Origin of the sequence: Companilactobacillus halodurans (genome assembly GCF_009600985.1) — a bacterium.
GTDB classification, from domain to species: domain Bacteria; phylum Bacillota; class Bacilli; order Lactobacillales; family Lactobacillaceae; genus Companilactobacillus; species Companilactobacillus halodurans.
Genome location: NZ_VDFP01000006.1, coordinates 86,518 through 111,319 on the forward strand (window position 1 = coordinate 86,518; position 24,802 = coordinate 111,319).

Consider the following 24,802-nt stretch of genomic DNA (forward strand, 5'->3'; position numbering starts at 1 on the left):
GTAGTAGCTACCGACTTCACGTTAGTTGGTTTATCCGGACTAGTTTTATCGCCATCCGAACTTGATGGCGGATCTATTTTGACTTCGTAGATCCAGATAATAGAACTTGTGCTTGGAACAATTCATCAGGACTAGCAAGAGTTGGCAATGATGTAGCAGCTGCCTTTGTCCATGTACCCACAGGATCATGTCCTTCTTCATACATTGTGGCAAAGATATTCCCAACCATCATGTCGTTACTGTTTCCTGACATAAGACGGCTTTCTTCAGGAGTTGGTCCATAAAGTGTTTCACCCAAAGTATTATCATCAAACATGACAAATTTGTCTTCTGGGAAGAATCGTTCTTTAGTATATGATCCTGTTGCGCTTTGTGCACGGTACTTTCTGTCATAAGTAACGATAACAGGTAATCCGAGGCTTTGCATAATTTGATTTAATGATCCATCAGATGGAATTACACCCAAACTCTTAAATAGTGCTTTGATTGAGCTGTTTTCTTCCAAAGCTTGGAGAACTTTTCTTGATGTCAAAGCTCTAGTTGGCACGATATCCAAAGTATTAACCCAAGCTTTAATATCTGAAATTGGATCACTTGATGGGTCATCCCATGACTTAGTAACAGTTACTTGATGTTCCTTAGGTAAGTCGTAATCAATCTTCCAGCTAGAATCAGCATCATCAGGTAAAACAACACCGTTGGCAAGTAATTGCATACGCATTAATTCAACACGAGCTTGCACACCTTCTACCATATGGTCGGTGTCGTTGTAAACCAATTGAGTTAAGTATTGTTGTTCTTGTGGGTTTCTTGGATTTCTAAGTGCTACCAAATCTTTTTCTTTAAGTTGAATCTTACGTTTGATATAGCCTAGTTCTGCATAACGTCTATCAGCTTCACGGCTTCCAATTTGTGCTTCACTATCGAATGATGACATTGGAGCTATTACAGGTGTTGTATATCTATCTTCAAGAATTTCAACATCTAGACTTAATACTTTTCTTGATGGAAATAGTGAATCGCCTAAATATGCAGGATATTGACGATTATTAACGTATGAAAGCACATCTCTTTGATTGAATAAATCTAAAATTTCTGGCATTAAATTAAGCCTCCTCTAAATTTGAAAATGTAATTCGTTTTAGCGCCGCCACTGCTTCGGCAGTTGGTGCAACTGGCAAACGTTTGGCATTAATGAAGCCATCAACGATCCCTGAAACTAATTCAGGTCCATGTGACACATCTACCTCGTTTAAAGTAACTGCGTGAGCTTTCGCATCGTTAGATGGAACAATTGAGCCAGCAGGTAGTACACCATTAACCACTCCTGGAGTAGTAGCATCTACCTTAGTGGAAAATGCTACATACTTCTCACTATCTAAAAAATTGAGTTCATCTACATGAACATTTTTTTCATAAAACATAGTTTATCCTCCTATTTTCTTAATTTTGACCAAGGATTATTGTTCAATCCTTGACCTTGCTTATTTGCCATTTCAGCAAATTTGGAGCCAATATCTTCAGTATGTTCACTACCACCAGTTTGAGGTGTCTTTCCACCCTTAGTAGCTTCGAGAACGCCCTTATGAACAGCTTCACTAAATGCCTTCTTAAATTCTTTGACATTTTTTGTACGCTTATCCTCATGAAGATCGCTCAACATACTGGCAAAACTTGTAGGTAATCCGTTCTCGGATAATTTTGTTGTCGTATCAGATAAGGCATCACGCTGATTTAAGGCTTGTTCTCTTTTATTAAGTTTGTCTTCACGTTCCTTTGTATCAGCTTCGATACGCTCTTCATCAGTCATTTTGGCTCTATTAGCGCCTTTTTGTTCTGCTTCGCTTAACAAATTAGGTAGTTTGCTAGTCTTATATTCATTAACAGCACTACCGATCAATTTTCGCAATTCAGAGCGAGTGAACATCTTGCCGTCATCTTCACCATCAGAACTGTCTTTATCATTCTCTTTGCCTGATTCATCGGAACTGTTGTCAGAATTTTCATTTTCTGGGCCTTTGCTGCCCTCGTTATCTGATCCGTTTCCGCCTTCCTCAGAAAAGAATTGCAAATTTAGTTTGATTGGTTCTTGTAATAGTGATTTCATACTTAGATTCCTCCATACTTTTAAGTGGTATAACTTTTATTCATCAGTTGTTTTTTTACGCCAGCAACCAACAAAAATGGCAATAAAAAAAGCCATACATTAGCATGACTACTCAAAATTATTTATATATATACATCAGACATATTTTGCCTTCTATAAGCTATCTAGTTCTTCACTAACATCATGATCAGAAGTATCCCAATCGTTTTTATCATTGGCTTCAATCACAGTGCATTGACAGTTATAATGCATCAAAGGAAAATTAACGCCTTCCTTTGCGTCTTTAACATCATATATATTTCCATCTAAATCAGCACAATCTTTACATGTATTAGGTGCTTCGAGTGAAATAAACTTATATTTCTTAACTTTGTCACTCTTTAGCTTTTCCAATCTTGTTCTGTTTAACGCCTGTCCAGTAGCGGTTCGAATCATGCCAGCAGCTCTGCCCATTTGACCATTAGTAGCTTTATGGCCACCAGTCAAAATATTTGCCACTTCCTTTTGCCAATTAAGAGAATCCTTTGGTGATTTAGCAGCTCTTTCAGCGACATCCCTAACCTTACGAATAGTTTGAAGTGTCTGCTTATTAATTGAGCTAAACATATCAGAATCAACGTGACGATCTAACACAGCGTTGCGTGCTGTCCGTTGCAATATAGAATCAATATTCATTGATCGTTTTGATTGACGATTATAAGTATTGATTTTTTTCTTTGCACTTTTATAGTTCTTTGAGTTAACTACATCAGGGATGTTCTGCGTGCTTACACTCAATTGCAACTTTTGAGCCACCATCTGTTTAACAAACTCTTGAGTAACCTTAGCAATTAACACATCACCGTTGGTTTTCAAACGATTACCTTTGAATGCTGTCTTAATGGTAGCCTGGTCATCTTTACCGACATTACTAAACGTGTCTTTCAAATTGGATAAGAAGTTTGCTATCTCATCAGGATTAGCTTTACCATTCCAATTTGAATTGTTAGCAATAAAGGCAGCAATCATATCAATAACATTTGATTGTGTATTTTTATAAAGCTGTTCAATCTGCTTCACACGCTCATCTTGCTTACCATAAATAGCCTGAGCAATTGCTATAGCTTGCTTTTCAGTAAGTTTCATTACTTACCACCGCCAAACAAACCTTTAATCTTATCTAAAATGGTTGAGCTTGAATTAGCTTGGTCGGGCTTGCTTTGGTCGGGCTTGCTACTGTCAATCGTTTTAATTGGATCAGGCGTTTGAACTCGATTAAATACTTTCTGCATTGGATCGCTATTGAGTTCTCGCTTGTTCTCATCATCAACACGTTGCTGCTCTGTTTCTGGTGAAATGCCTGTATACTTCTCAACAACTTCCCGAATAGTTTGATCTGACTCAGTACCCAGATTAGCAAGTATTTGAGCATTTTGAAGTGTTTCTTGGTCATTCTTAGGTAAGTTAGGTGTATATATGATTTGATAGTTCTCCACGTCTTCTGCATGAGCTATTTGACCAGTAACTTCCAAATAGTTTCCAAGGAGTCTAAGACGCCTCATAAGACCACGTGTATATAAACTCTCTTGAATGGAACGCTCTTGATCACTACCCCAAAGCTTATAAAGGATTGCAACACCAGATGAATTAGAAGAAAAACTTTCGTCTGATGTATCGGGCGTATTTGTGTCCATATGAATTTGAGCACGAATTAGGTCAACATATACTTTCCATTCGGCCACATTTAAATCCTTAGTAACGTAACCAACATCTGGCTGAATCACGGTGTTGCCATTGTCACCGATATTTTGCTGTACATCAGGTTGCAACCACATAATTGCATTCTTGCGGTCGATTTGTGGGTGCTTTGGCTCTTCACCGTCAGCATCACTAATATCAAAATTGCCAATAATTTTCAAAATAGCATTAGCAAAATCTTCTTGTGAATTGGCCATTTCCGATACAGCTTTATCAATGGCATCAATTTTGTCGAGTGAGGCTTCCCAGTCGCCCATGCGTTCGTCATTATTAATATATTCAGTCAATGGAACGCCAAAAAAGTAGTGTTCATCAACGTGATCAAATACTAAATCAGTTCCAGGAGTTTCACCATCATTGAAATAATAAATGGCGTCGTCTGTATATACTTCTGCATAATATTTTGGCTTATTCATGTACTCAATAAGATAATATCTAACGCCAAATAACGAATGCTGCTCGATTGATGAATCATAAACAATAAATGCATTAGCTGGGTCAATCGGTCTGATTGCTACATCATTTGTGCCTTCTTTGACATACTCAAGCTCATAAGCTCGACCGGTAATACTTAGATTCTTCTTCATCACTTTTTCGTGATAACTTTCATCGTTTCGACTATTAAAATTATCTAATGCATTTTTTAAATCCTCATCGTTACTATCATCTTTATTGTATTGAAACTTGATAGGATTACCGACAGAATAACCAACACGTGTATTAGTGATGAACTTAGGAAATCCAAAAGTAACACGGTTGTCAGCTCTGCTACTTGATATATTTGTATTAGCAAAATGAATGTCATTTTCACCTTTGTAATAGCGTTCAAGCTCCAATATTCTAGGCAGTTGATATTGATAATGTTGAGTAACAAAATACTGCAACACTTCTTTAATTTTCTCGGGATCGTTCTTAATTTCATTCCAATCATCAGCTGGCATTGTGTATTGCTTGTTAGCTTTGAGTAAACCGCCAACCCAACGCTTACCATTTAGCATATGGATTGATTGCCCTAGTGCATACGGGTCTGTATCTGTTGCCATTAACATCAGCTCCTTTCTAATTAATTAGTCCTAGATTTCTTAAACTCTTAATTTGTTGCTTTCTGTTTTGACTGTGGTTATTAGTTTCCATTGACATAACTGATTCAGCAACACCAGTTAAAGCATCTGAAGCATCATCATGCAGATTCTTACCAGCACGTTGATACTTCTTGATTGCATCAAAAAAGACTGGAAAACGTGACTTCCAGTCCTCAGGATAATGCATATGTTCTTCTACCCAACTCGAATTAGATAGAATACGTGCATCCTTATTTTGACTATTGTGAAACCAATTAATAACAGTACGATTTGTTTTATACTCATTCTTTAATTTGGTATCAACCTGACGTGCAAATCCTTTACCACCATTGTTAGATTCAATTCTAGCAAGGTTAACCTTATTTCGGTAATAACTTTCAGTAACCAAAGATTCAGTGACTTCCATTGGTTCCTGTGTCATGACCACATCTAATATATAGGGTTCTTGCTTGTACATCCCATATACGATTGATACAAGATAATCACTACCCTCATCAGCAGTATCACAATATGCATAGATACCACTGAACTCAGGTTGTTTCGTGTATGTATTGAACTTCTGATATAAAGTACCCTTCAAGTCAATTGGCTCTTGCTGGTAGTTAGCAGCTGCAATTTCAGGGCTCATGACCGATGTCTTTTGCTTGTATTCAGCAAGTGATAGGACATCATCACACAACATCGTTCCATCATCTTGTAGAGCCTTCATGTTAATATGTTTGACCTTGTATCCAGCTTTCGGCATCTCAGTCAGCACACGTCCAGCCAGATCGCCACTGGCCCACCGTGTCATGATGATTAAAACTTTGCCACCTTTTTCAAGACGTGAAAGCATTGTATCAATGTACCAATGATAAATATCATCTAATCGATTAGCGTTATTAGCTTCTTGAGCTGACTTGATAACATCATCAATAATAATTAGATCAGCACCAAAACCAGTGGCCGTACCACTTGGTGATGTAGCAAGGTAGTTGTTAACCGGACTGCCTTCAAGACTCCACATATTCATAGCAGCATCACCATATTTAATGTGAGTGTCTGGAAAAATATCATTATAAACAAGTATGTTGTCATCGGCTTTAACTTCTTGAATGGTATTACGAACTGACTTAGAAAATACAGTGGATAACGTTTCATTATATGATCCAGTCATGATTCTTTCAGTGCCATCCCTTCCAAGTAGCCACTCAACATAATTGGTGGCCGTCAAAGACTTTCCATGTCGTGGTGGTTCATTAACTACTAGTATTTGATCATCGCTAGTTAAGAATTCTTCCAAATCATTACATAAATCAACCAAGTATGTACGGTTGGGTTTATAAAAGTCAGGCATTCTCAACTTGCAAAAATCAAAAAAATGTCTTCTTGCTAATTCAATCTCTGCACCACGTCTGATCCAGTCACTTCTGTTCATGAGCAATCTTCTTCAATTCGGCATCAGTAAGATTTGCATATGGGTTATGAACGTTTAAGCCACCAGATAACTCAGTCTCATGCTTATCACGCCATTCTTCAGGCTTACGATTCTTTAACCAGAATATAGCAGCGGTCGTATCAGGTGGAATATCCTTTTCAACTACTCCTAACTTGATTCTTCTAGTGGTTTTCACGCCTTTGATAGCAGCATCTTCTATTTCTTGTTTAGAAGCATCTGGATGTTTCAACTTCCACTTATTAGCGTAGTCACGTCTTCTGACTTCAATTAATTCATCGTCAACTGCAACTACTTTATATTGTGTCTCAGTAGCTGTAAAACCCTTGGCACGCTTGAATAGAGCATTCTCAATCTCACGATCAACAACCGATTTTCCCTTTTTTAGGGCCTCCGATATCTCCGATTGCTTCTTTTTCCACTCATAAAGCGTAGATGGAACAATTCCAATATTATGGGCAATCTGTTCGTCAGTTAAGCCATCACGTGCCCAGCCTTCTAATTGAAGTAGTCCTTCGGAAGTTATCCATTCGCCAATGTTCGACTTAGCCAACATTATCACCTACTTTCTTGGCTTAAGTTTTTCTCTCTTTTTTTTCAAATCACGATCAATGTAATTAATCATTTTATATTCTAGTGGTGTCATGTAGCCACAAGGTGTATTAATCATCTTCATGGTTCCACATCTTTATAAGCTTTTTCTTGCCTTGCTTCATTAATTTAATTGCTTTACCAAATTTCATATTTTCCTCCAAAACAAAAAGACCAGCCATAATTGACTGATCTTCTTTATATAGTCAGGCATGGAATCGAACCATACACCATCATTTGTATTTAGCGTTACCCTTTGCGCCACCGACTACCGTTGTTGTTTTACAAAAGAATCAATTAACGTTTTCTTTTATATTTTATGACCGTTTTCCGCCGGCCAATGTGAGAATGAGGATTCGAACCTCAAGCTAAATTGGAAGGAAAAACATTTAAATATTGTTGAGGGAAATACTAATTATTTTTTTAATTTAGCCCACCCATGTGTTCTCACGAAATGAAGAGCGTTATCATAACTCTTCTAACAAATGAGCTCCTTTTAAGCGGTAGAGTAACCGCATATCTCTTAATCTTTCGATAATACTAATATAACACGTAAAGTGGTCGCTTGTGTAACGCTCTTTCATCACTAAAACATCGCTAATACGTCGGCATTACATCGCTTTTTTTATTTTCTGGAATATAAACATGCAAATCGTAATAATCAATAAAAGCATCAGCAAAGTATAGCAAAGCCATATTCTTTAGCTCATTACATCGCGTTTGTCCATAGCCTAATAATTCTTGCAAATCAATGTTCGTCATATTATGGATATAATAATTTTTCAAAATAACCATATAATCATGCGGACAGTTGCTAATAAGTTTCATCGTTATTTGGATATATTCCTTTGCACCTAATTTACCCACAATTTTATCCTCTTGAGTATTTCTTGTATTAATTCCACTCCCAATACAATCAAAACTTGGAGACTGCACATACGTGAGGCTCATGTGAGATTGAGCAATTAATCTTGGAAATTCATGCTCAAAATAATTTTTAACATTCTTAATTGTTTTTTCTTCATCAATATCTGGTAATAGTAATCCCACGATATATACAGCCTCCACTTATGATATAATTGATTTGCTGGAATCAATTAATTAGCTGCTCACTTTGTGGGTGGCTTTTTTGTTGTCTAATTATGATTCTTTGACTTGCTGATCTTAATCAATCGTCTCTGCTTTGGCCCACTATGTTTCCATTTATCTAACATTTTATCCAATGGATCATTGACCCACTCATTCTTAACTTCGTCGCTCATTGAAATATCTGTCGTATCAACGTTAATATTCACTTTGATGTCTTTAAGATTTACCATTACTTAACGCCTCATTCCTATGTTTATTCCTTCTAGCATTCAACCGCTGCCATTCATCGTCTTCTCTATATAATTTTTTACCGATCCTGTTATTTTGACGTATTATGTCTTCTATATAAAAAAGCTCTTTATGCATAGCAGCTGCTATTTCTTTATTCTTATATCTATTTTCACGCATTTGATAGACTGCTAAATTATCATCTGTCATTTTCATCATCTAATTAAAATCGCTAAGATTTAACCTTCCTAATCTAATCATTTCTAATTTTGCCAAATGTTCTTGATTGGCCTTGTCAATAAACTCAACATCTTCATCGCTAATATGTAAAGCATCAGCAATTTCAACACACGGATACTTATTGCAACGCATTTCATACACGGCACAATTTAAATCTTTTAGCAAGCTCGTCCTCCTGTAAAATTGATTGAATTATTTTGTTCTTGGTCTCATCACTTGATTCGATTGCTCCCATTATTTAACCCCTTTACATTAATCTTCGAAACTTTAATAGTCTATTTCCTCAGCAATTTCATAAACTTCTCCCATGCTTTGAGGTGGGACTTCACTAAAGTCTTCATATCCTAATTGTTCTGCAGCTATTTGTAATGCCCATGCTGATACATCATCAATCATTATTACAAACCATCCTTTTCATATTGTCAGCAAGCCATTTGAACGAGTCTATCTTTGCTATTGGCTTTTTCAGCCATTTCTTGAATCTTCTCAATCGCTTCATAAGTTAAATCCGCCATTTCTATCACCTATGCCATATTAGTATTTTGTTTTTGTAAATCGATTACTCGAGCAGCTTTTTTTGAACTATCTTTTTCCTTTTTGTCTTCGACATCTTCAACTTTTTCACCAGTATCAGTACGAACATCCCCATTTTCATCGAAATAAGTTTGTCCTTTGGCCCCAGATTTAAGCTCATTAGCTTCGATTGAGCCTGTATTAGAGTTCCTACCAACGAGTAACGTAGTTGATACCCCATCTTGTGGAACGAGCTTAGACTTAACTTCAGAGTAAACCGCGATAGCATCCCTGTTGTCATTTGGAAGATATGTCAATGTAATTGTCACGGTACGTTTTTTCTTCGCATCGGTATTTGGATCCAAGATATTTTCAGCAACCTTTTTTAATTCTTGTTCAAACTTTTCTTGTACTCCACCATCCGACATCGTGGATAAATTGAAATTGATTAACTTTTTTGTCATGTGTTTAACCTCTTTGTTTAATAATCAAATCCGACATAATTTATATTTACTTGCTAACTTGTCATCCTTTAAAATTCCTAGAATAATCTCATTTTTAATATCATCGTCTAATTCTCTATCGGCCCGTTGAAATGACCTTGGTGTTTTATAAAAATTTCTATGAATATAAAGAATTGCACGAATGATATTGTGAGACTCATCTACAAATCTCTCTCTAACAAAATCCCTGTAAATCTCCTGGTAATTCATATCATTCACACCACCTTATTTAAAATGGCAAATCATCATCCGAGATATCTATTGGTTTGGAATTATTAGCAAATGGATCACCGCTCCTTGAATTTGCTACATCACTTTTTGTGTTTACTGCATCGTTTCTACTTTTTTTCGGCGGTTGATGGCTGTAGTCGTTGGTATTACTGGAATTTTGCTGCTGATTTTCTGCATCTTTTCTGCTTTCCAAAAGTGAGAAGTTCTCAACGACCACTTCAGTGACATATACACGCTGTCCTTGCTGATTCTCATAGTTACGTGTTTGAATTCGTCCATCAATACCTACAAGTGAACCTTTGTGAGTGAAATTGGTGAAATTCTCGGCAGCTTTCCTCCAAATAACACAATTTATAAAATCGGCTTCACGTTCACCTTGAGAATTAGTAAATTGTCTGTTTACGGCAATCGTGAAACTGGCAACTGCTGCACCGTTCGTCGTATATCTAAGTTCTGGATCACGTGTTAGGTGACCTACTAGGACTACTCTATTTATCATTTGTATTATCACCTCTAAATTCATCTAAACTAATATTAAGTGCATCAGCAATCTTAATCATCAATCCAATAGTTGGATTCTTTATTTTACCGTTAATAATAGAAACTATATTTGTCCGTGGCACATTGGCAATTCTTGATAACTCACTTTGATTAATATTTTTAGATTTGAGTATTTTTTTTAAGTTATTTTTGTACATTTTACACTCCATCTTGTATAAGAACTTTCGTTCTGCACAATATTAATAATTTGGGCTAATTGTCTAATCCAACATCAATCTCATATTTATAACCACTTTTCAATATTATCTGATTGTCTGAAATTACGGCAATTGGCTCTGAATCATTATTTACAATCACTATATTCTGCCAATTCTTAATTGAATTGGCCTTTTTTTTATCAATATTTATCATTGTTGCCCTCCAATAGTCACAGTAGTAATATCTAGCTTTTCAATCATAGGAACAATATCGTGAGCTTTTAATAGGTTGTATAGTCCTACACGACCTTTTTGTGTCCATTTGGTTAAGGTACGTGGCTTGCCATCAATCATTCGTGTTGATGAGCTAACCCAGCCGTTATCTTGATATTTAGAATATAAATACCAGATGCCACCCAATTTGTATTGAATCTTGAGTTTTTTAAGTAGGTCATTAAATGCTTTGGCACTCATTCCATAATCCTTTGCGATTGTCGTAGTAATCATTAATGATTTACTAGCCATGATTTTATCAAAATAATTAGCTTTTGGCTTCATAGTTTCAATTTGTTCTTGCTGATCTGCAGCTAGACGTAAAGCTTCTGCCATTGTTGATGGAACTTTGAAACCGCCAGTTTTAATGTGACTTTCCATTTTGTTGAAGGCTTCAATGTATTTAAGCTTAAATTTAATTGCTTTTTTGCCGGTGAATCCCATAGCCAATAGCGTAAATCCATCACGATTCATATAAATAATTCGATATTGCTGTTTATTTTGAGGATGAGTATATGTATCTTCGTAAAATAGGTCTGCCCAATTTTGCGCAACCCCCTCTTTTAAATCATCAACTGCTCTCAATACATCTCGATGGTTCTTATTAAATGTTTTCGCTACTTGTAAGCTGCTAGTTACTGCTTGCTGATCTTTCATAATTACTAAATCGTCCATTTTTCCACTCCTCAATTAAAATTTCAGTACGTGGGTGCTCGTCGTAATTCTTTTCAGTGTCGTGTTTCCAAATTTGCCCATCATCGAACCAAGCCTTTGCTAAGCCATCAAAAATAGCTTTCTCGTAGTTGTCCAAGTCGGGCTTCACAGTCGGCTTTACCTCATGATTAGCACGCCTCTTATGCTCTGCTTTGGATAATCCTTTTTGGATTCTTCTGTAAAAGCGTATGTGTGCAACGAGAGGAGCACCTTTTTCAAAAAGCTGTTTGTTATGATACTTATCCCAGTACAGCATTTTGATTCCATTTTTGTAAATCCGATATTTTTTGTCGATATAGCCTCTCTTTTTGCCACCTTGTGAGCTAAAACGAGGACGTGAGGCTGGTACTGGTTCACCATCGATTATTAATTTCAATTGATTACTCACTTGCTATCTCTCTCTTACTTTCGTATCCGAATAATTGATTTGGCATGATGTCTAAAGCCTCGCAGATTTTCTCAACATCAGTGATCTTTATTGACTTGTACGTTCTCTGTGACATGTGTACTACGGTCCAATAATTGATCCCTGATATTTCAGAAAACTCTCTTAATGTCAAATTTCTTGGAATTAGCAAATCTCTTAGATCAAACTTAACCATTTTCAGCCACCAACTTTCTAAGCTCAGCATCGTAGCATTTCCGTAAGCTGTACGCATTGAGAAGTGAATTTTCAAGCTTCAGCATGAGAAATGGACTTGAAAATAAATCAGAGTGATTATTTCTCAAATAATCCATGTGCTCAAATTGATGTTGTAAATTGTCAATTACTCTTTCCAGATACACGCTTTCTCTGGATATTTCGTCTATAACTGTCCGTCTATCATCTGAAACAGGTGCCTGTGGACGCCTATATGACAGTGTTTTTGTCTTGCCTTGTAACATTTTTTTCATCCCTTAATTTTTTTAATCTATCTTGTAAATTGCTCGAGTTATCCAAAGGTTCTTTAGCTTTTAACTTGTCCCAATCAGTTGCCTGTTCTTTAGGCTTATGATTAAAATTCTTGTAGCTGCCTTTTGGATTATGTGGTTTATTTTGATAAGCTTTGATGTTGTCCAGATCAAATAAACTATGATTAACCCAGTCATCAAGTATTTTGCTGGTGTAATTCCAATATCGCTTGTTATAACTAACAGCAATGCTAATGGCATACTGGATAATTTCAGAAGCTTGTTGATCGGTAGCACCGCCCTTAGTAAAGTCACTGACTGAATCAAATACTTGTTGTTTGGCTGTCGGTGACATGATTCCAAACTCTTGCTGGTACATGTTGATCAATGGCACGAATGGATTAGGATCATCTTGATTATTATTAGAGTTACTAGTTAGGTTATAAGTACTAGTACTAGTAAGTTCTTTGGAGCTACCAGTTGAGCTACTAGTAGGGTTACTAGTTGAGCTACTGTTTGGGGTACCAGTTGAGCTACTTTTACTGTTTGTAGTGTCCCAACTGGTACTGTAAAGCTTGATTATTTGGTATTTCGGTTTTTGTTGGTTTCTCTTACCAGGGACGTATTTGATTAATCCAAGTTGAACTAATTCATTCCTAGCCTTTTTCATTCCGGCTTCGGATAATCCAGTAAGATCAAGCAACGCAGAATTCTTTAAGGTAAATAGCGTATCCAGCTGGTACTCATCGTTCGCATAGTCCAATAACTCGCGATACAGATTATTTTGACCAGTTGAGATGTCTATTTGGTCCCGTTTCAGCTTTCTGTAAGCTCGTCTTTGCTTGAAGTAATCCAAATTTGCACCCCCTATTCTATTAAGTCATCCATGCTGACAATCTTTCCTAGTTTTGCGGTTGACTTACAATAATCACATTTGCCACATCTAGTTGGTTCAACACGTCCGGCTTTAACATCTTCAATATGGTCCTGCATTTCATAAATCTGATCTTCAGCTTCCAGCATTCTTTCTTCTGGAATCGAAATAATAGCCTTGGCAGGAATCTTTTCTTTAGTTACGGCAATTATGTATGGTGTACATAAAACTCCATACGTTTGAAGTATTAGCTGTTGATAGACGTACATTTGAAGTTGATAATTCCAATGAGCTACAAATGAATCCCATCCATGTTCCTCAACATTCCAATATTTTTTATCAAGTTGCTGAGTAGTTTTTAGATCAATGAAGTAACCTTTATCAAGATTTAAACAATCAACTTTGCCCTTCCAGTTAACACCGTCAATTTGACCTGTAACGATAACTTCTTTATCACCTTGATAGTTATCAATAAAACCTTCATCAGTTGCCAGAGCCTGTATCATTCTCTCAGCTTGTTCAAATGGCGCAGTAATACTGTTCTTTAGAACCTGCCCATTTCTATCTAAACCATCAGCAGCATCCTTCTTAGTGGCTTTCTTTTTTGAAAAGATATCCCACTTGTTATCAAATACAAACTTCAAATGTGCTTCTGGACTTTCAAAATAAGTATGTAGATAATTTCCAACTAACAGCGCTTCTTTAAAATCTGGCTTGTATTCTTTGTTAAGTTCTGCCATAGTTTCAGCTTCACATGCTAAAAACTTTTTGAAGAAAGTTGGCGATTGCCAAGAAATATCAGTAGATAAATCGTAGTAATTATTTTGTGTCAAAGAGTTCTGTTTGATTTGGGTCTTCTTTAACTGGCTCTGATCCATTTGTTTCAGCATCGTCATCAATTCCTCCTTCTTTAGCTTGTTTCAAAAACGCTTTTTGTTCTTTTTCAAATTTATCTAGTTGATTTAGATCAACGGGCTTACGTACTTGAACCTTTTGAACAGGCTTTTTATCTTCAGCTTTAGGGGTGACATCCTTAGGGTCGTTAGCTACTTTAATTTGTTCCTTTTTGGTCTTTGCCAAATCATTGATATTTGTTATATTGCCTTGAGATGCTTGACTTGCATTTTTAGGTGTTTCACTAGCTTCTTGTTTATCGTCCTCTGTGTACATGTTTCCTAAATCTTGTGGGAATGCCTCACGTAAAGCATTTACCATAGCGGTCTTTCTTATCATATTGGCCGGCATGGAAGCCCAGGTTGATGATGGACGTCCATTTTTTGTTTTTTGAAACTCAGTTAATGAAATTTCAATTCTTGTAGGTATTTTTCTATCTTTGCGATAAACTTGTGCCCAACCACCAACTAAGGTCTCATCTAAAAGAATAAAAGCACCCTTGGTATATCTAGGCTCGTCATCATCTTCATTGATAGCAATACAACCTGCTTCAATACCGTCATAGTCTGGATTCGATTCAGCCCTTTTCATAAAGGCCTCTTTGGAAACAATAATTTGAGCTGGTGCTGATCCATATTTGATGATGTAAGCTTCATTAATAAATGGATTCAATTTTTGATATTTGCACAATGATAAAAACATCATGGTTTCTTGTGGTGTAATCTTTGAATTACCATTTGTTAGAAAGTTCTGGACCATGTTGCCCGTCAATTTGATGTTTTGACCATTGACTTTATATTCAACTTCCATTTTGTCGTCTTTTCTACTAACTTCATTTGTCATGATTAATATTCCTCTCCCTTATCTGCTAAAATGTCCCATTCTTCTTGCTTACGTTCATATAAGCTATCTTCATCAATCTTGCTTTGTTCATCGGATAAATGAACATCATAATTAAAATCAACCATAGTGTGATTCTCCTTTTGTGTTAAAATAAATGTATAAATTATTAGTAATACCTTGGACTCTCTATTTAGTGGATAGAGAGTCTTTTTTTATGGCTTCAGGTGTACGGTCTGTATAAGTATCAGTAGTGACCTTATCTGATTTGCCAAACAATGAATCAAGATGCTTGTGCCAAAACTTTTGAACTGATTTACGTTTCTTATCATCAATATCAAACATATTTAGGAAACCTCCTTCTTCTTCGGCAACTGAACCAATTCCTAAACCAATTACAATAAACATCCCAAAACCAAAGATTGCATCTGATGTAAACATCTGTATCACCTCCTAAAATGTGAATCTGTACGTATATTTATCCTTTTCTGAACGAATCAAGCTTGCATTTAAATCAGCTTCAGACCATTCGTAAATGAGTTCTTCAGGTATTTGCGTATCAAATGATTCCTCCATGTTTGAGAACCCTTGTTTGATTAGTAATAGTGTCTTTTCTGGAACCTGTTCAATTTTGAAAGAGCTCTTTGCTAGTTTTCTTTGTCTCTTGTATTCCTCTGGATCAAACATAATCAAAACTCCTTAAATTAAAATATTTTGTTTTTTCTTACTGATGAACTCATCTAAATCATCTGGATCAATACGACGTCTGCCTAACTTGTAACTTGGTAAGCCTTGATGTAACCAGTTGTAGATGGTTCTACGCTTAACCAATGCATATGCTGCAGCTTCATCGACGGTTAAGAATTCATTTGCTTTTGCCATTATTTTCGACCTTCAATCATTACTAGTTTTGGTGTCATGTGTCGTTCATATCCCAATTGAATCGAGATTATAAAGGATATTGCTGCTGACTCCGTTACTTCTTTAACATCCCTGGAATATCTAATATTGTCATCATCTTCGACTTGGCTAAGGATTTCTTCTAAATCAGTAAAGGCTAAATCACTTTCATGAGCTTCCTTCACACAAGCGAGAATCATTGATAATGAATCACTTCGGTATCTCTTTCTAAAATCAATAAACGGATAATTGTATTTGTAGCAAATTACAGCGTAAGTAAAGAATCCATCTTTAAAATATGAAGTGATTGAATCCAAATACTTGTCTGGAATATGCTTGTTATACATCCAATCGTATGTACTTCGTTCACTGACGCCTGCGGCATTTGCTAATTGCCCAGGACTTATATTTTTCTCATATTTCATTGTTAAAAACTCTGCGAAAATATCCACATCGTTCAAAACAATCACCTCCTTTTTTGCCTTTCGTATCTGTACATAACGTCTATAATTTGAATAAGAAAGGTGGTGAATAACATGAATCTAACTAAGATAAAACAATTAAACCTTTTCCCATTTAACGAGGTAAAAAATGATTGATTGGCTTATAAAACAAATATCTACTCAATGGATTGCGATTATTACTGCAATAGCTGGCTTTATAGCTTGGAAACAGGAACATTCAAAGCTAATTGTGCGAGCTGACGAAAAAACTCAACGAATCTCTGAAATTGGCCTAAATAATGGAACTTCCCTAGTTAATAAAAAATCAAGTACTCAGCGTTTATCTGTGTGGCTTATTAATCCTTCAGAAGATGATGTAAGTTTTTTTGATCTCAGAGTAACTTTAAATACTCATGAAGTTTTTTATTACACAAATCTCACATTTAACAGCATGAATAACTTAAACGGTATAAAGGCTGAATCAATTACTTCCGTTAATGCCGACGGAATATCCAATGAACCAATTGCAGTATGGCTGCCACAGGCCAACTATGGAACCGTACAATCACACGGTTTTGTTCAACTGGATTTAATTTTTCATTCCAAGGAACCATGCGAAAATGGGATAGTTTTGATGAAGCTTGCTCAACCTCATAATTTACTTGGTCGCCTTCGTCATTCACGTTTCGTTCCAAAGTGTTTACGTCCAAAGCGTGGTTTTGTTTTTTCCGAGACAAAAGAAGTTTCTCTGCCTTTTCACGTGAAAGAAGTGTCATAACTGGCTCTCCAGGAAAATATTTATCTCGGAAATCACTTGCGTCCTCATATGTTTTGAATCTTCTTGCTGATGAAAATATAAAGTATTCTTCACCTTGGTCTATCATCTCTACTACCTCCTTAGAGAATCTGAAGTAGCAACCCTTTTTGTTCATCTAAAGAATTTAAACGAACATCAATATTAATTTTCGGTTTACTTGTTTTCATTTTCTTGATTCCTTCTGATAGTTGTAAATATCTTTGTCGGTATCTAAATTGATACCGACTTTTTTTAATTCTTCAGGATCAACTTCATATAGTGCATCAGGATAAATACCATATTTATCGTAATAATTTTGACAATGTATAAAGAAAATCATTCTTCGAGTTTTAATTAATTCATTCTTTAATTCTTTTAATAACTCGATTTCTTCATTTTTCACCGTTATCATCCCCTTCTCGTTTATTTGTCTCCATATCCTATCTATAACTGAAACAGCTTATTAGTAAACTTGAGTTAATGATTAGACATGGATGTGTTAATCGGTGTTTGTGTACTATTAGTGTGTAAATATTATTCACTACATTTTGTAGCTAAAAGCTGTAAAAAAAATATCTTCTTTTGGAACGTTGAAAATATCTTCAATTTGTTGCATGAATTTTGGGGACGGCGTACGTCTCCCTGTTTCCCATGCACTTATGGTTCTTTGTGATACACCAAGCATTAAAGCAAGATCAATTTGTTTCATATCTTTATTTTCTCGGATCTCTTTTAGCTTATTCGTATTATTCATTGAATCACCTCCTAACTACGTTTTGTAGTTATTACAGTTATTATAATAAACTACGTTTTGTAGTATGTCAACACGAAAACACTACTTTTTGTAGGTTCTTTTTATACTACATATTGTAGTATCATTAATACTAAGAGGTGACAATATGTTCGGTAAAAAACTAAGAGAACTTCGTGTTCAAAATGGATATACCCAAGAGACACTTTCAGATAAAATTGGGGTGTCCTCTAAAACAATTGGTGCTTGGGAACGTGGCACAAGAGAGCCATCTCTATCCACAGTTGACAAACTAGCTGATATATTTAATGTCTCTACTGATTATTTATTAGGTCGTAATCAGACCCCCGAATGGGCAACAAAAAAAGATACTCTTGAGCTTAGAAACTTCATTGATGAAAATTCCCAGGGTGGAATGACTTTTGATGGTGAGGACTTAACTAAAGAGGAAAAAGAAAAAGTTGAAATTGCCATGACTCAAATTTTTTGGGAAAAACTTAAAAAGATTAAGGCAAAGGAAGCAAAGAAAAATGGGGAAAACAAGTGATTTAAATAAGCTTGTCTTCACCATCGGCCAAAGGTATGGCACCTTTGATCCTTTCACTTGGGCGGACAAGCTAAATTTAGATATTCAATGGAAAGAACTATTACCAAAGCCATTGGCCAAAACGGTCTATTTCTTTGATGTACCAGTAATAATGATGTCAAATAATATCAAATATTCAAATCAACGTTATTTTGTTTTGGCTCACGAAATTGGACATGTTCTTGAGCATAATGGCCTAGCAGCCTACTACATATCAAATAAGGTTCATGAACGTAAAACTGAGCGTGAAGCAGATACCTTTGCTATGGCTGTGGTCACTAATCTTTATATTGAAGAGAATGGTCATTTACCTGATACTTACAAGGATTTAAGATATAATTACGGATTACCATTTTTAGGAAACTAATTTTTGTCCAAATACTGACGACATTAAAAGCTGAAATTTAGGGGGGATTTTTTTATTATGAAAAATCTAAAAATAAACATCTGGACTGGGATTCTAGATATTATTAACTGTGTTTTGTTTGCAGTTTCATGGCCTGTTATTTTTAGTACGGCTGCAAGTGATGCATTTGATGGTACAAGTATGACAAACGGTGCAGGAACATTCTTCTATGTTATGGCCGCAATCGGTTTAATTATTAATGTTATTGCTCTAATTCAAAGTAAACAACACAATATTTCAATTGTTGGACCTGTTCTAGGAATTATTGGTAACGCTCTATTCTTCTTGTCAGGTGCTATGGCATTCCCTGCTATGGTTGTATTAATCGTTGGAACTGTATTCGTATTCCTACATCACCCATCAAAAAATGCTAAGGGGGTGAACTAGGATGAAAAATAATAAACCATTCTATAAAATTTGGTGGTTTTGGCTTATTGTTGTTGTCTTAGTTGTTATTATTTTTGGAATGATTGGTAGTGGTGGAAGCTCATCCGATGACGATACTTCTAATAAGGCATCTGGACACACTACAACACAAACAGAAAAAGGTACAAAATCATCTTCAAATAAAGATACCTTGGATATCAATTACGATAATCACAAGATTTTAGATCAAAAATCTTATGACGTTTCATTTAATGATAATTCTTGGCAACCAGCCAACATTAAAGTCTCAAAGGTATCTATCTTTAAATTGAATCCATACACTTCAGATGATGACTCAAATACTAAAGCTGAGGGCTATATTATCATTCATATGAGTGTCGCAGCTAACAGAGACATTACGACTTATCCTGATCAAGGTACCTTAGTAACAAACGACGGACAACAAGTAGATGCTGTTCTTGATACCGTTAAAGGGTACAAAGAAAATTGGGCGGGAGAAATCTCCAAAGGTGTTACAAAACAAGGTGATATCCTCTTCCCTATTGAAAAGCTAAGTAAGATTAGTGATATGAAGACATTACGTCTTAAGTTTGATGCTTACTACGATACAGACAATTATGAAGATGAAAATGCTCAACATGATTACGACATAACTTTAAATTTAAATCAATAATTAGCCGGAAACGGCTTTTTATTTTAGACAGTTCCAAGAAGAAGCAAATTCTAGGTATATAAAATACATTCAAGATATGAGGACAAAAAAACTATTTTGTAAGGGGTAAAATGATGTCACTTTCTGACTTATTCAAAACACAGCAGTACAAAGAAACTATAGAAACACTTAAAAATGAAAACGCCGAACTCACAAATAGGAACAATGAACTTACTCAACAGGCCAATTTAAAATTAACTGCTAGTCAAATGAAACCGGCTGAATTAAATGAACTAATTAAAAAGAAACAAGATGAATTAAGCTCAAAAAAATCTGAACTTAGTAACATAGTGAAAACGCATGAAAGCACATTGTCTAAATTAACCACCGAAGAGTCCAATTTACGTAATGAAATTTCGAATTTAACTTCACAAATATCATCACTGAAAAAGGAATTGGATGACACTGAAGATAAATTGAACATGCAGTCATACGGACTCTATAAACCACGGTATGATTTTGCAAATTCTCTTGGATATAAGGCTCGTCTTGATGAGGTCCGTCAAACACAAAAAAGAATGATTCGTAGCTTTGAAGCATACTCTATTTTCACCCCAATGACCTTAAACAACTCAGAAGCAAAAGGCCGCTCAATGCAAAAGAAAAACGGAAAACAACTGATTAGAGCCTTTAATGGTGAATGCGAAGCTGCAATCAACAAAATAACTTATTCTAATATAGATCGTATAGAGAAACGTATACATAAATCCTACGACCAATTGAATAAACTAAATGATCCGAATGGAATTTCTATTGCGCCTGAATACTTGGACAGCAAGATAGATGAACTACATCTAGCATATGAATACTCTGAAAAGAAACAAGAGGAAAAAGACGAATTACGTGAACAGCGTGAACGTGAACGAGAAGATAAAAAAGCACAAAAGCAAATCCAAGACGCTCAAAAGAAATTAAATAAAGAACTTGATCATTATAAAAAAGCACTCGTAGAACTTACTGCTAAATTATCGACTTTAGAGGGAAAAGAACGTGACGACGTTCAGCAAAGCATTGATGAACTAAATCAAAATATCTCTAAAGGTGAAGCAGAGAAAAACGATTTGGATTATCGACAAGAAAATGCCACGGCTGGTTATGTCTATATAATTTCAAATATCGGCTCTTTTGGACCAGATGTAGTAAAAATTGGCGTTACAAGGAGACTTGATCCTCAAGAACGGATTGATGAATTAGGATCCGCATCTGTTCCATTCAAATTTGATGTTCATGCATTTATATTCTCATATGATGCATATTCACTAGAAGCCGAATTACACCAACGTTTTAATGATAAACGTATCAACAAAGTTAATAATAGAAAAGAATATTTTCACGTATCAATTGATGAAATTGAAAAAGTCTTAGAAGAATATAAGGATTTGACGGTTGACTTTCATGAGATTCCAGAAGCAGTTGAATATAATCAATCATTGGCTTTGGAATATTAGGGTTTATATTTTATTAATTTATATAACACAAAAATAATTAACAGTAACTCTGGAATCTATTATTCACGATATGGGGGATATCGAAATGAAACGTATTATTACTTCTGCTCTACTAATTGTTACTACTCTTTCACTAGTAGCATGTTCAAATAACAAGTCATCCAGTTCTTCTGCTGACAAAAATGATAAAACAACAGCGGTGGCTAAAAAGAAAACCACAAAAAAGAAGACCCTTTCTAAAAAGAAAAAGTCTTCTAATAAGTCTAATCAAAAGAATACTGATAACGGCAATCAACAAGAATCAAATCAAACTGATTCACAACAAACTAATAATGGCCAACAGGCTCAAAATCAGACTTCTCAGCAATCTCAACAAGCATCAGGTACAAATACCAACAATCAGTAAAGCCAGCAACAACCTGCTCAAAGTAATCAGAATACACAACAACAAGCAAGTAACGGTATCTCATATGATGAGAATACTTTAACAGGATTTGTTAACAAATATGGTGAGTCCCCTGCTGCTTATAAAGCTGACCACGGCATGTCTACTTTACAAGCATTGCAAAGTACACCAGAGAATATGAAAACATTTGGCGAACAACAGCTTCAAACAGGAATGGAACAAGGCTATATTGATGAGAATGGTAACTATACTGGACAATGATTCTTTTATACAAAAATTATGTTGATGCGAATATTTTGCAAATATTTGGATTTAGATAAAATTGAAATTTATAAAAAGTACGTTTTTTAGGAGGAATTTACATGAAAAACCCTTTCGATAAATATACTGTCAATTATGACGCCTGCATTACAAAATTTGAAATCAAACTATTAGAAGGAGAAATATATACTTCTGACAATGATAATTCAAAAATAAAAATCAATTTAAAAGTAGATACTTATATACCCATGGGAACAAATATAATACAGTCCCTAGATTTTAATTTATACGCTATGAATAACAGATCGGATACACCCAGCCCTGACGGCTTTGAACGTATAAAACCAGCAGCCGGAATAAAGGCTAATGTTAATGAGTTAATTAATTCCGATAATCCAAAATTGCAATCAAACAACGGGGTTTTTCAGTTAGATTATACCTTTGAACTTAAATCACCTTTCATTGGTACTAATTTTAATTTATTAGGGGTGAATATTGTTATAAATAGAGAATCATTAAAGGATGGAGAAATGAGCAGAGAAAATCTCTTTAGTACGGTCATACCTGCTTATTATCTTCAACAGGGCAAATAGATGGATAATAAAGTAATACCTATTAATAATGAAAAAATTAAACGCGTTCCACTTGAAGATATAAATTTCTTCGATAGTGATACAATTGGTAAGAGTAGTTCAGATCACTATAATAATGATGGAGGTGGATCTGATATGGATAAATACGCTACCAAAGAGGAACTTAAACACACCCAAGAATTATTATCCGAAAAAATTGATCATCGATCAGATGTCATCGAAGAAAAAATAACTAGTATGAAGTCTCAAATTGAATCAAGCAATAAGATATTATATTGGATTCTAGGAATTTTTGGAGCGGTTTTCACTAGTCTACTAGTCGCATTACTAACAAAATAAAGCCTTAATTGGCTTTTTATTTTTAACGTCAAAAGAACATACGTGCCCCTAAATTTCAAAATATCTCCTGTTTTCTCGAAAATTAATTATTTAAGTGTACCAATTACATACATATAAAATTAAAAAAACGTGATTTCTTACGTTTTTATGAAAGGTTGCATTTTATGCCTAGAAAACGAGTTTCAAAAACAATAAAACCCTATGTTCTAAAGAATGGCCAAACTAGATATAAATTTGCTATAAGGGTCGACGACAAGCACACAACTACCAAACGTGGTTTCTATACACCTAATGAAGCAGAGATTGCCTACATCAATCTGAGGGAGGAAATACTTAATAATGACTTTGACCGCCATGGTGGCCATATTAAATTCCAAGAGATATATGAAGCTTGGCTTAGTAGTTACATGAATACAGTTAAGCCAACAACTTTTTATAAAACTAAAAAAGTATTTGAACTTCATATAATCCCCTTTTTCGGCGAAAAGTATATTAAAGATATTGATGTGAATGACTGTCAAAGAGCCCTGGATAATTGGGTAGCCAATCTGATTCATTACAAAATTGTATGCAACTATACTAATAGCGTGTTTAAAGAAGCTATTAGACGTGATTACATATCAAGAAATCCAATGGATCGTTTATCTATTCCAAAGCGTAGCAACAGAATGGATGAGGTTGAAAAGAAAAGAAATCGAAAAAATTTCTATACTATTGAAGAACAAGAACGATTTTTAAAAATGGCTAGAAAATCCGACTATGAAAAATATGCTTTCTTTAGACTCATAGCATTTACTGGTTTAAGACGTGAGGAAATCCTTCCTTTAAAGTGGAAAGACCTCAATGGTAATAAGATTATGATCAATAAAGCCCTGGTATTCATCGATAATCAAGGCTACAGCATTCAATCTACTAAGAATGAAGATATCAGGAACCTGATACTTGATTCTGAAACAGTATCAGTCCTAGAAAATTGGAAAAAGCTGCAACAAAAAAAGGTCTTCCTGAAGGACCAGGAAAACCAATATATTTTTTACAGCACTACGACTGATGATCACTATTCCATCAATACACCACGAAGATGGCAAAAAGTAATAAATAATGCAATCGATTTAAATCACAACGTAACACTTCACGGATTCAGACATACACATGGAACATTGCTACTTGATAACAATCCTAATCTAACTGTTAAGGATTTGCAAAAGCGATTAGGACATAAGGACTTATCGACAACAATGAATATCTACCTTCATGCTACTGATAAATCTGATAATAAAATTTTAGATGCTTTAAATAATTTAGATAAGAAATCCAAAAAAAGTAATGATGATGATAAATAATGCTGTTTAATTCCGTGACAACATCGTGACAACAAAAGACTTCATTTAGGTGCATTTTAGTTCATACAGTTGCACAAGATAAAAATGAATATACAAAAAAAGAGCCGCTATATCATTGATATAACAGCTCTTTTTCATTTACGTGCATCACTCTGCACAACGTTGCCTGACCTCTAACGGAGAGTAAGGGGTTCGAACCCTTGATACAGGTCAATACCCGTATACATGATTTCCAATCATGCTCCTTCAACCACTCGGACAACTCTCCAAGGTAAAAAAAAACTCCGGATGTCAGACTCGAACTGACGACACCCTGATTAACAGTCAGATGCTCTACCAACTGAGCTAATCCGGAATAATAACAGCGTGGCAGCTCCCTATCCTCGCGGGTAGTTTCCCACCAACTACTTTCGGCGCGGAGAAGCTTAACTTCTGTGTTCGGCATGGGAACAGGTGTATCCTTCTCACTATCGCCACCACACTATTTTCGC

40 protein-coding genes, 2 tRNA genes and 1 rRNA gene are annotated in these 24,802 nt (G+C 35.3%); 11 read left to right on the top strand and 32 right to left on the bottom strand.

Features of this window, described 5'->3' with window-relative positions:
* Positions 1-73: 73 nt before the first annotated feature.
* From FHL06_RS04490 to FHL06_RS04610, 27 genes are all read right to left on the bottom strand, one after another.
* On the bottom strand, positions 74-1,102 hold the full coding sequence (locus FHL06_RS04490; protein WP_153385045.1) for a major capsid protein: 1,029 nt from the start codon (positions 1,100-1,102) through the stop codon (positions 74-76).
* A gap of 4 nt (positions 1,103-1,106) precedes the next feature.
* Complete coding sequence (locus FHL06_RS04495; RefSeq protein ID WP_010019148.1) at positions 1,107-1,424, bottom strand: hypothetical protein; 318 nt, start codon at positions 1,422-1,424, stop codon at positions 1,107-1,109.
* An 11-nt stretch (positions 1,425-1,435) separates the two neighbouring features.
* Entirely contained in the window at positions 1,436-2,107 is a 672-nt protein-coding gene (locus FHL06_RS04500; protein WP_153385046.1) for a DUF4355 domain-containing protein, read from the bottom strand.
* 153 nt (positions 2,108-2,260) lie between these two features.
* Entirely contained in the window at positions 2,261-3,232 is a 972-nt protein-coding gene (locus tag FHL06_RS04505; RefSeq protein ID WP_153385047.1) for a minor capsid protein, read from the bottom strand.
* Positions 3,232-4,887: a phage portal protein gene (locus FHL06_RS04510; RefSeq protein WP_153385048.1), complete on the bottom strand. Its 1,656-nt coding sequence runs from the start codon at positions 4,885-4,887 to the stop codon at positions 3,232-3,234. The genes FHL06_RS04505 and FHL06_RS04510 overlap by 1 nt, the downstream gene beginning before the upstream one ends.
* Positions 4,888-4,903: 16 nt before the next feature.
* Complete coding sequence (terL, locus tag FHL06_RS04515; protein WP_153385049.1) at positions 4,904-6,343, bottom strand: phage terminase large subunit; 1,440 nt, start codon at positions 6,341-6,343, stop codon at positions 4,904-4,906.
* On the bottom strand, positions 6,330-6,914 hold the full coding sequence (locus FHL06_RS04520) for a helix-turn-helix domain-containing protein (protein ID WP_153385076.1): 585 nt from the start codon (positions 6,912-6,914) through the stop codon (positions 6,330-6,332). Before FHL06_RS04520 ends, terL begins: the two co-directional genes overlap by 14 nt.
* A 635-nt stretch (positions 6,915-7,549) precedes the next feature.
* Positions 7,550-8,002, bottom strand: coding sequence for an ArpU family phage packaging/lysis transcriptional regulator (locus FHL06_RS04525; protein ID WP_010019135.1), 453 nt, complete (start codon positions 8,000-8,002; stop codon positions 7,550-7,552).
* 86 nt (positions 8,003-8,088) lie between these two features.
* Positions 8,089-8,271, bottom strand: a complete 183-nt coding sequence (locus tag FHL06_RS04530) for a hypothetical protein (protein WP_059074304.1) — start codon at positions 8,269-8,271, stop codon at positions 8,089-8,091.
* On the bottom strand, positions 8,258-8,479 hold the full coding sequence (locus FHL06_RS04535) for a hypothetical protein (protein WP_152999975.1): 222 nt from the start codon (positions 8,477-8,479) through the stop codon (positions 8,258-8,260). Before FHL06_RS04535 ends, FHL06_RS04530 begins: the two co-directional genes overlap by 14 nt.
* A 9-nt stretch (positions 8,480-8,488) precedes the next feature.
* Positions 8,489-8,674, bottom strand: a complete 186-nt coding sequence (locus FHL06_RS04540) for a hypothetical protein (RefSeq protein WP_153385050.1) — start codon at positions 8,672-8,674, stop codon at positions 8,489-8,491.
* A gap of 102 nt (positions 8,675-8,776) precedes the next feature.
* Entirely contained in the window at positions 8,777-8,905 is a 129-nt protein-coding gene (locus FHL06_RS14905; RefSeq protein ID WP_272950445.1) for a hypothetical protein, read from the bottom strand.
* A gap of 128 nt (positions 8,906-9,033) precedes the next feature.
* The gene (locus FHL06_RS04545; RefSeq protein ID WP_153385051.1) at positions 9,034-9,486 is read right to left on the bottom strand and encodes a replication terminator protein; all 453 of its coding nucleotides are present in this window, start codon (positions 9,484-9,486) and stop codon (positions 9,034-9,036) included.
* A 268-nt stretch (positions 9,487-9,754) separates the two neighbouring features.
* Positions 9,755-10,255 carry a single-stranded DNA-binding protein gene (gene ssb, locus FHL06_RS04550; RefSeq protein ID WP_153385052.1) on the bottom strand — a complete coding sequence of 167 codons (501 nt, stop codon included), beginning with the start codon at positions 10,253-10,255 and terminating at the stop codon, positions 9,755-9,757.
* Positions 10,245-10,454 carry a helix-turn-helix transcriptional regulator gene (locus FHL06_RS04555; RefSeq protein WP_010019121.1) on the bottom strand — a complete coding sequence of 70 codons (210 nt, stop codon included), beginning with the start codon at positions 10,452-10,454 and terminating at the stop codon, positions 10,245-10,247. The genes ssb and FHL06_RS04555 overlap by 11 nt, the downstream gene beginning before the upstream one ends.
* Before the next feature lie 55 nt (positions 10,455-10,509).
* Entirely contained in the window at positions 10,510-10,668 is a 159-nt protein-coding gene (locus FHL06_RS04560) for a hypothetical protein (RefSeq protein WP_153385053.1), read from the bottom strand.
* Complete coding sequence (locus FHL06_RS04565) at positions 10,665-11,402, bottom strand: Rha family transcriptional regulator (protein ID WP_153385054.1); 738 nt, start codon at positions 11,400-11,402, stop codon at positions 10,665-10,667. Before FHL06_RS04565 ends, FHL06_RS04560 begins: the two co-directional genes overlap by 4 nt.
* On the bottom strand, positions 11,359-11,829 hold the full coding sequence (locus tag FHL06_RS04570; RefSeq protein ID WP_153385055.1) for a RusA family crossover junction endodeoxyribonuclease: 471 nt from the start codon (positions 11,827-11,829) through the stop codon (positions 11,359-11,361). Before FHL06_RS04570 ends, FHL06_RS04565 begins: the two co-directional genes overlap by 44 nt.
* Entirely contained in the window at positions 11,822-12,100 is a 279-nt protein-coding gene (locus FHL06_RS15100; RefSeq protein WP_153385056.1) for a helix-turn-helix domain-containing protein, read from the bottom strand. Before FHL06_RS15100 ends, FHL06_RS04570 begins: the two co-directional genes overlap by 8 nt.
* A gap of 191 nt (positions 12,101-12,291) precedes the next feature.
* Positions 12,292-13,188 carry a DnaD domain protein gene (locus FHL06_RS04580; protein ID WP_153385057.1) on the bottom strand — a complete coding sequence of 299 codons (897 nt, stop codon included), beginning with the start codon at positions 13,186-13,188 and terminating at the stop codon, positions 12,292-12,294.
* 11 nt (positions 13,189-13,199) lie between these two features.
* Positions 13,200-14,102 (bottom strand): PD-(D/E)XK nuclease-like domain-containing protein, encoded by a 903-nt coding sequence (locus tag FHL06_RS04585; protein WP_238333962.1) that lies wholly within the window; start codon positions 14,100-14,102, stop codon positions 13,200-13,202.
* Complete coding sequence (gene bet, locus FHL06_RS04590; protein ID WP_153385058.1) at positions 14,026-14,943, bottom strand: phage recombination protein Bet; 918 nt, start codon at positions 14,941-14,943, stop codon at positions 14,026-14,028. Before bet ends, FHL06_RS04585 begins: the two co-directional genes overlap by 77 nt.
* A 2-nt stretch (positions 14,944-14,945) precedes the next feature.
* Positions 14,946-15,068: a hypothetical protein gene (locus FHL06_RS14910; RefSeq protein ID WP_272950446.1), complete on the bottom strand. Its 123-nt coding sequence runs from the start codon at positions 15,066-15,068 to the stop codon at positions 14,946-14,948.
* Positions 15,069-15,129: 61 nt separating this feature from the next.
* Positions 15,130-15,381, bottom strand: coding sequence for a hypothetical protein (locus FHL06_RS04595; RefSeq protein WP_153385059.1), 252 nt, complete (start codon positions 15,379-15,381; stop codon positions 15,130-15,132).
* Positions 15,382-15,393: 12 nt separating this feature from the next.
* Positions 15,394-15,627, bottom strand: a complete 234-nt coding sequence (locus FHL06_RS04600) for a hypothetical protein (RefSeq protein ID WP_010019102.1) — start codon at positions 15,625-15,627, stop codon at positions 15,394-15,396.
* A gap of 12 nt (positions 15,628-15,639) precedes the next feature.
* The gene (locus FHL06_RS04605; protein WP_010019101.1) at positions 15,640-15,822 is read right to left on the bottom strand and encodes a helix-turn-helix domain-containing protein; all 183 of its coding nucleotides are present in this window, start codon (positions 15,820-15,822) and stop codon (positions 15,640-15,642) included.
* Complete coding sequence (locus FHL06_RS04610; RefSeq protein ID WP_153385060.1) at positions 15,822-16,301, bottom strand: hypothetical protein; 480 nt, start codon at positions 16,299-16,301, stop codon at positions 15,822-15,824. The genes FHL06_RS04605 and FHL06_RS04610 overlap by 1 nt, the downstream gene beginning before the upstream one ends.
* A gap of 130 nt (positions 16,302-16,431) precedes the next feature.
* Between FHL06_RS04610 and FHL06_RS04615 the strand changes: the two genes are divergently transcribed.
* Positions 16,432-17,061: a hypothetical protein gene (locus FHL06_RS04615; RefSeq protein WP_153385061.1), complete on the top strand. Its 630-nt coding sequence runs from the start codon at positions 16,432-16,434 to the stop codon at positions 17,059-17,061.
* Between the two features lie 202 nt (positions 17,062-17,263).
* Here FHL06_RS04615 and FHL06_RS04620 read toward each other — a convergent pair whose 3' ends face one another.
* On the bottom strand, positions 17,264-17,491 hold the full coding sequence (locus tag FHL06_RS04620) for a hypothetical protein (protein WP_152999977.1): 228 nt from the start codon (positions 17,489-17,491) through the stop codon (positions 17,264-17,266).
* A 129-nt stretch (positions 17,492-17,620) separates the two neighbouring features.
* On the bottom strand, positions 17,621-17,833 hold the full coding sequence (locus FHL06_RS04625) for a helix-turn-helix transcriptional regulator (protein WP_153385062.1): 213 nt from the start codon (positions 17,831-17,833) through the stop codon (positions 17,621-17,623).
* A gap of 145 nt (positions 17,834-17,978) precedes the next feature.
* Between FHL06_RS04625 and FHL06_RS04630 the strand changes: the two genes are divergently transcribed.
* The 10 genes from FHL06_RS04630 to FHL06_RS04670 all read left to right on the top strand — a co-directional run bounded on the left by FHL06_RS04630 (position 17,979) and on the right by FHL06_RS04670 (position 24,311).
* Positions 17,979-18,377 carry a helix-turn-helix domain-containing protein gene (locus FHL06_RS04630; RefSeq protein ID WP_153385063.1) on the top strand — a complete coding sequence of 133 codons (399 nt, stop codon included), beginning with the start codon at positions 17,979-17,981 and terminating at the stop codon, positions 18,375-18,377.
* The gene (locus FHL06_RS04635; protein ID WP_153385064.1) at positions 18,361-18,783 is read left to right on the top strand and encodes an ImmA/IrrE family metallo-endopeptidase; all 423 of its coding nucleotides are present in this window, start codon (positions 18,361-18,363) and stop codon (positions 18,781-18,783) included. Before FHL06_RS04630 ends, FHL06_RS04635 begins: the two co-directional genes overlap by 17 nt.
* A 57-nt stretch (positions 18,784-18,840) precedes the next feature.
* Complete coding sequence (locus FHL06_RS04640; RefSeq protein WP_010019093.1) at positions 18,841-19,209, top strand: hypothetical protein; 369 nt, start codon at positions 18,841-18,843, stop codon at positions 19,207-19,209.
* Position 19,210: 1 nt separating this feature from the next.
* A complete protein-coding gene (locus FHL06_RS04645; protein ID WP_153385065.1) occupies positions 19,211-19,882 on the top strand; it encodes a hypothetical protein in 672 nt (223 codons plus the stop codon).
* Between the two features lie 113 nt (positions 19,883-19,995).
* Entirely contained in the window at positions 19,996-21,369 is a 1,374-nt protein-coding gene (locus FHL06_RS04650; RefSeq protein ID WP_153385066.1) for an SNIPE associated domain-containing protein, read from the top strand.
* Between the two features lie 85 nt (positions 21,370-21,454).
* Positions 21,455-21,775: a hypothetical protein gene (locus tag FHL06_RS04655; RefSeq protein WP_153385067.1), complete on the top strand. Its 321-nt coding sequence runs from the start codon at positions 21,455-21,457 to the stop codon at positions 21,773-21,775.
* Between the two features lie 138 nt (positions 21,776-21,913).
* A complete protein-coding gene (locus FHL06_RS14915) occupies positions 21,914-22,036 on the top strand; it encodes a hypothetical protein (protein WP_272950448.1) in 123 nt (40 codons plus the stop codon).
* A gap of 101 nt (positions 22,037-22,137) precedes the next feature.
* A complete protein-coding gene (locus FHL06_RS04660) occupies positions 22,138-22,629 on the top strand; it encodes a hypothetical protein (protein WP_153385068.1) in 492 nt (163 codons plus the stop codon).
* Positions 22,630-22,968: a hypothetical protein gene (locus tag FHL06_RS04665; RefSeq protein ID WP_153385069.1), complete on the top strand. Its 339-nt coding sequence runs from the start codon at positions 22,630-22,632 to the stop codon at positions 22,966-22,968.
* A gap of 164 nt (positions 22,969-23,132) precedes the next feature.
* Positions 23,133-24,311, top strand: coding sequence for a tyrosine-type recombinase/integrase (locus FHL06_RS04670; protein WP_153385070.1), 1,179 nt, complete (start codon positions 23,133-23,135; stop codon positions 24,309-24,311).
* Positions 24,312-24,488: 177 nt separating this feature from the next.
* Here FHL06_RS04670 and FHL06_RS04675 read toward each other — a convergent pair.
* The 3 genes from FHL06_RS04675 to rrf all read right to left on the bottom strand — a co-directional run bounded on the left by FHL06_RS04675 (position 24,489) and on the right by rrf (position 24,792).
* Positions 24,489-24,579, bottom strand: a tRNA-Ser gene (locus FHL06_RS04675).
* A 14-nt stretch (positions 24,580-24,593) separates the two neighbouring features.
* Positions 24,594-24,666: transfer RNA gene (locus tag FHL06_RS04680), tRNA-Asn, on the bottom strand.
* Positions 24,667-24,675: 9 nt separating this feature from the next.
* Positions 24,676-24,792, bottom strand: a 5S ribosomal RNA gene (gene rrf / locus FHL06_RS04685).
* Positions 24,793-24,802: the final 10 nt, after the last annotated feature.

Bases quoted from the DNA above. Each gene is read 5' to 3' on its own strand.
- FHL06_RS04490 (WP_153385045.1), bottom strand. From the start codon at position 1,102: ATGCCAGAAATTTTAGATTTATTCAATCAAAGAGATGTGCTTTCATAC.
- FHL06_RS04495 (WP_010019148.1), bottom strand. From the start codon at position 1,424: ATGTTTTATGAAAAAAATGTTCATGTAGATGAACTCAATTTTTTAGAT.
- FHL06_RS04500 (WP_153385046.1), bottom strand. From the start codon at position 2,107: ATGAAATCACTATTACAAGAACCAATCAAACTAAATTTGCAATTCTTT.
- FHL06_RS04505 (WP_153385047.1), bottom strand. From the start codon at position 3,232: ATGAAACTTACTGAAAAGCAAGCTATAGCAATTGCTCAGGCTATTTAT.
- FHL06_RS04510 (WP_153385048.1), bottom strand. From the start codon at position 4,887: ATGGCAACAGATACAGACCCGTATGCACTAGGGCAATCAATCCATATG.
- terL (WP_153385049.1), bottom strand. From the start codon at position 6,343: ATGAACAGAAGTGACTGGATCAGACGTGGTGCAGAGATTGAATTAGCA.
- FHL06_RS04530 (WP_059074304.1), bottom strand. From the start codon at position 8,271: ATGGTAAATCTTAAAGACATCAAAGTGAATATTAACGTTGATACGACA.
- FHL06_RS04535 (WP_152999975.1), bottom strand. From the start codon at position 8,479: ATGACAGATGATAATTTAGCAGTCTATCAAATGCGTGAAAATAGATAT.
- FHL06_RS14905 (WP_272950445.1), bottom strand. From the start codon at position 8,905: ATGATTGATGATGTATCAGCATGGGCATTACAAATAGCTGCAGAACAA.
- FHL06_RS04545 (WP_153385051.1), bottom strand. From the start codon at position 9,486: ATGACAAAAAAGTTAATCAATTTCAATTTATCCACGATGTCGGATGGT.
- ssb (WP_153385052.1), bottom strand. From the start codon at position 10,255: ATGATAAATAGAGTAGTCCTAGTAGGTCACCTAACACGTGATCCAGAA.
- FHL06_RS04555 (WP_010019121.1), bottom strand. From the start codon at position 10,454: ATGTACAAAAATAACTTAAAAAAAATACTCAAATCTAAAAATATTAAT.
- FHL06_RS04560 (WP_153385053.1), bottom strand. From the start codon at position 10,668: ATGATAAATATTGATAAAAAAAAGGCCAATTCAATTAAGAATTGGCAG.
- FHL06_RS04565 (WP_153385054.1), bottom strand. From the start codon at position 11,402: ATGGACGATTTAGTAATTATGAAAGATCAGCAAGCAGTAACTAGCAGC.
- FHL06_RS15100 (WP_153385056.1), bottom strand. From the start codon at position 12,100: ATGCGTACAGCTTACGGAAATGCTACGATGCTGAGCTTAGAAAGTTGG.
- FHL06_RS04585 (WP_238333962.1), bottom strand. From the start codon at position 14,102: ATGACGATGCTGAAACAAATGGATCAGAGCCAGTTAAAGAAGACCCAA.
- bet (WP_153385058.1), bottom strand. From the start codon at position 14,943: ATGACAAATGAAGTTAGTAGAAAAGACGACAAAATGGAAGTTGAATAT.
- FHL06_RS14910 (WP_272950446.1), bottom strand. From the start codon at position 15,068: ATGGTTGATTTTAATTATGATGTTCATTTATCCGATGAACAAAGCAAG.
- FHL06_RS04595 (WP_153385059.1), bottom strand. From the start codon at position 15,381: ATGTTTACATCAGATGCAATCTTTGGTTTTGGGATGTTTATTGTAATT.
- FHL06_RS04600 (WP_010019102.1), bottom strand. From the start codon at position 15,627: ATGTTTGATCCAGAGGAATACAAGAGACAAAGAAAACTAGCAAAGAGC.
- FHL06_RS04605 (WP_010019101.1), bottom strand. From the start codon at position 15,822: ATGGCAAAAGCAAATGAATTCTTAACCGTCGATGAAGCTGCAGCATAT.
- FHL06_RS04615 (WP_153385061.1), top strand. From the start codon at position 16,432: ATGATTGATTGGCTTATAAAACAAATATCTACTCAATGGATTGCGATT.
- FHL06_RS04620 (WP_152999977.1), bottom strand. From the start codon at position 17,491: ATGATAACGGTGAAAAATGAAGAAATCGAGTTATTAAAAGAATTAAAG.
- FHL06_RS04625 (WP_153385062.1), bottom strand. From the start codon at position 17,833: ATGAATAATACGAATAAGCTAAAAGAGATCCGAGAAAATAAAGATATG.
- FHL06_RS04630 (WP_153385063.1), top strand. From the start codon at position 17,979: ATGTTCGGTAAAAAACTAAGAGAACTTCGTGTTCAAAATGGATATACC.
- FHL06_RS04635 (WP_153385064.1), top strand. From the start codon at position 18,361: ATGGGGAAAACAAGTGATTTAAATAAGCTTGTCTTCACCATCGGCCAA.
- FHL06_RS04640 (WP_010019093.1), top strand. From the start codon at position 18,841: ATGAAAAATCTAAAAATAAACATCTGGACTGGGATTCTAGATATTATT.
- FHL06_RS04645 (WP_153385065.1), top strand. From the start codon at position 19,211: ATGAAAAATAATAAACCATTCTATAAAATTTGGTGGTTTTGGCTTATT.
- FHL06_RS04650 (WP_153385066.1), top strand. From the start codon at position 19,996: ATGTCACTTTCTGACTTATTCAAAACACAGCAGTACAAAGAAACTATA.
- FHL06_RS04655 (WP_153385067.1), top strand. From the start codon at position 21,455: ATGAAACGTATTATTACTTCTGCTCTACTAATTGTTACTACTCTTTCA.
- FHL06_RS14915 (WP_272950448.1), top strand. From the start codon at position 21,914: ATGTCTACTTTACAAGCATTGCAAAGTACACCAGAGAATATGAAAACA.
- FHL06_RS04660 (WP_153385068.1), top strand. From the start codon at position 22,138: ATGAAAAACCCTTTCGATAAATATACTGTCAATTATGACGCCTGCATT.
- FHL06_RS04665 (WP_153385069.1), top strand. From the start codon at position 22,630: ATGGATAATAAAGTAATACCTATTAATAATGAAAAAATTAAACGCGTT.
- FHL06_RS04670 (WP_153385070.1), top strand. From the start codon at position 23,133: ATGCCTAGAAAACGAGTTTCAAAAACAATAAAACCCTATGTTCTAAAG.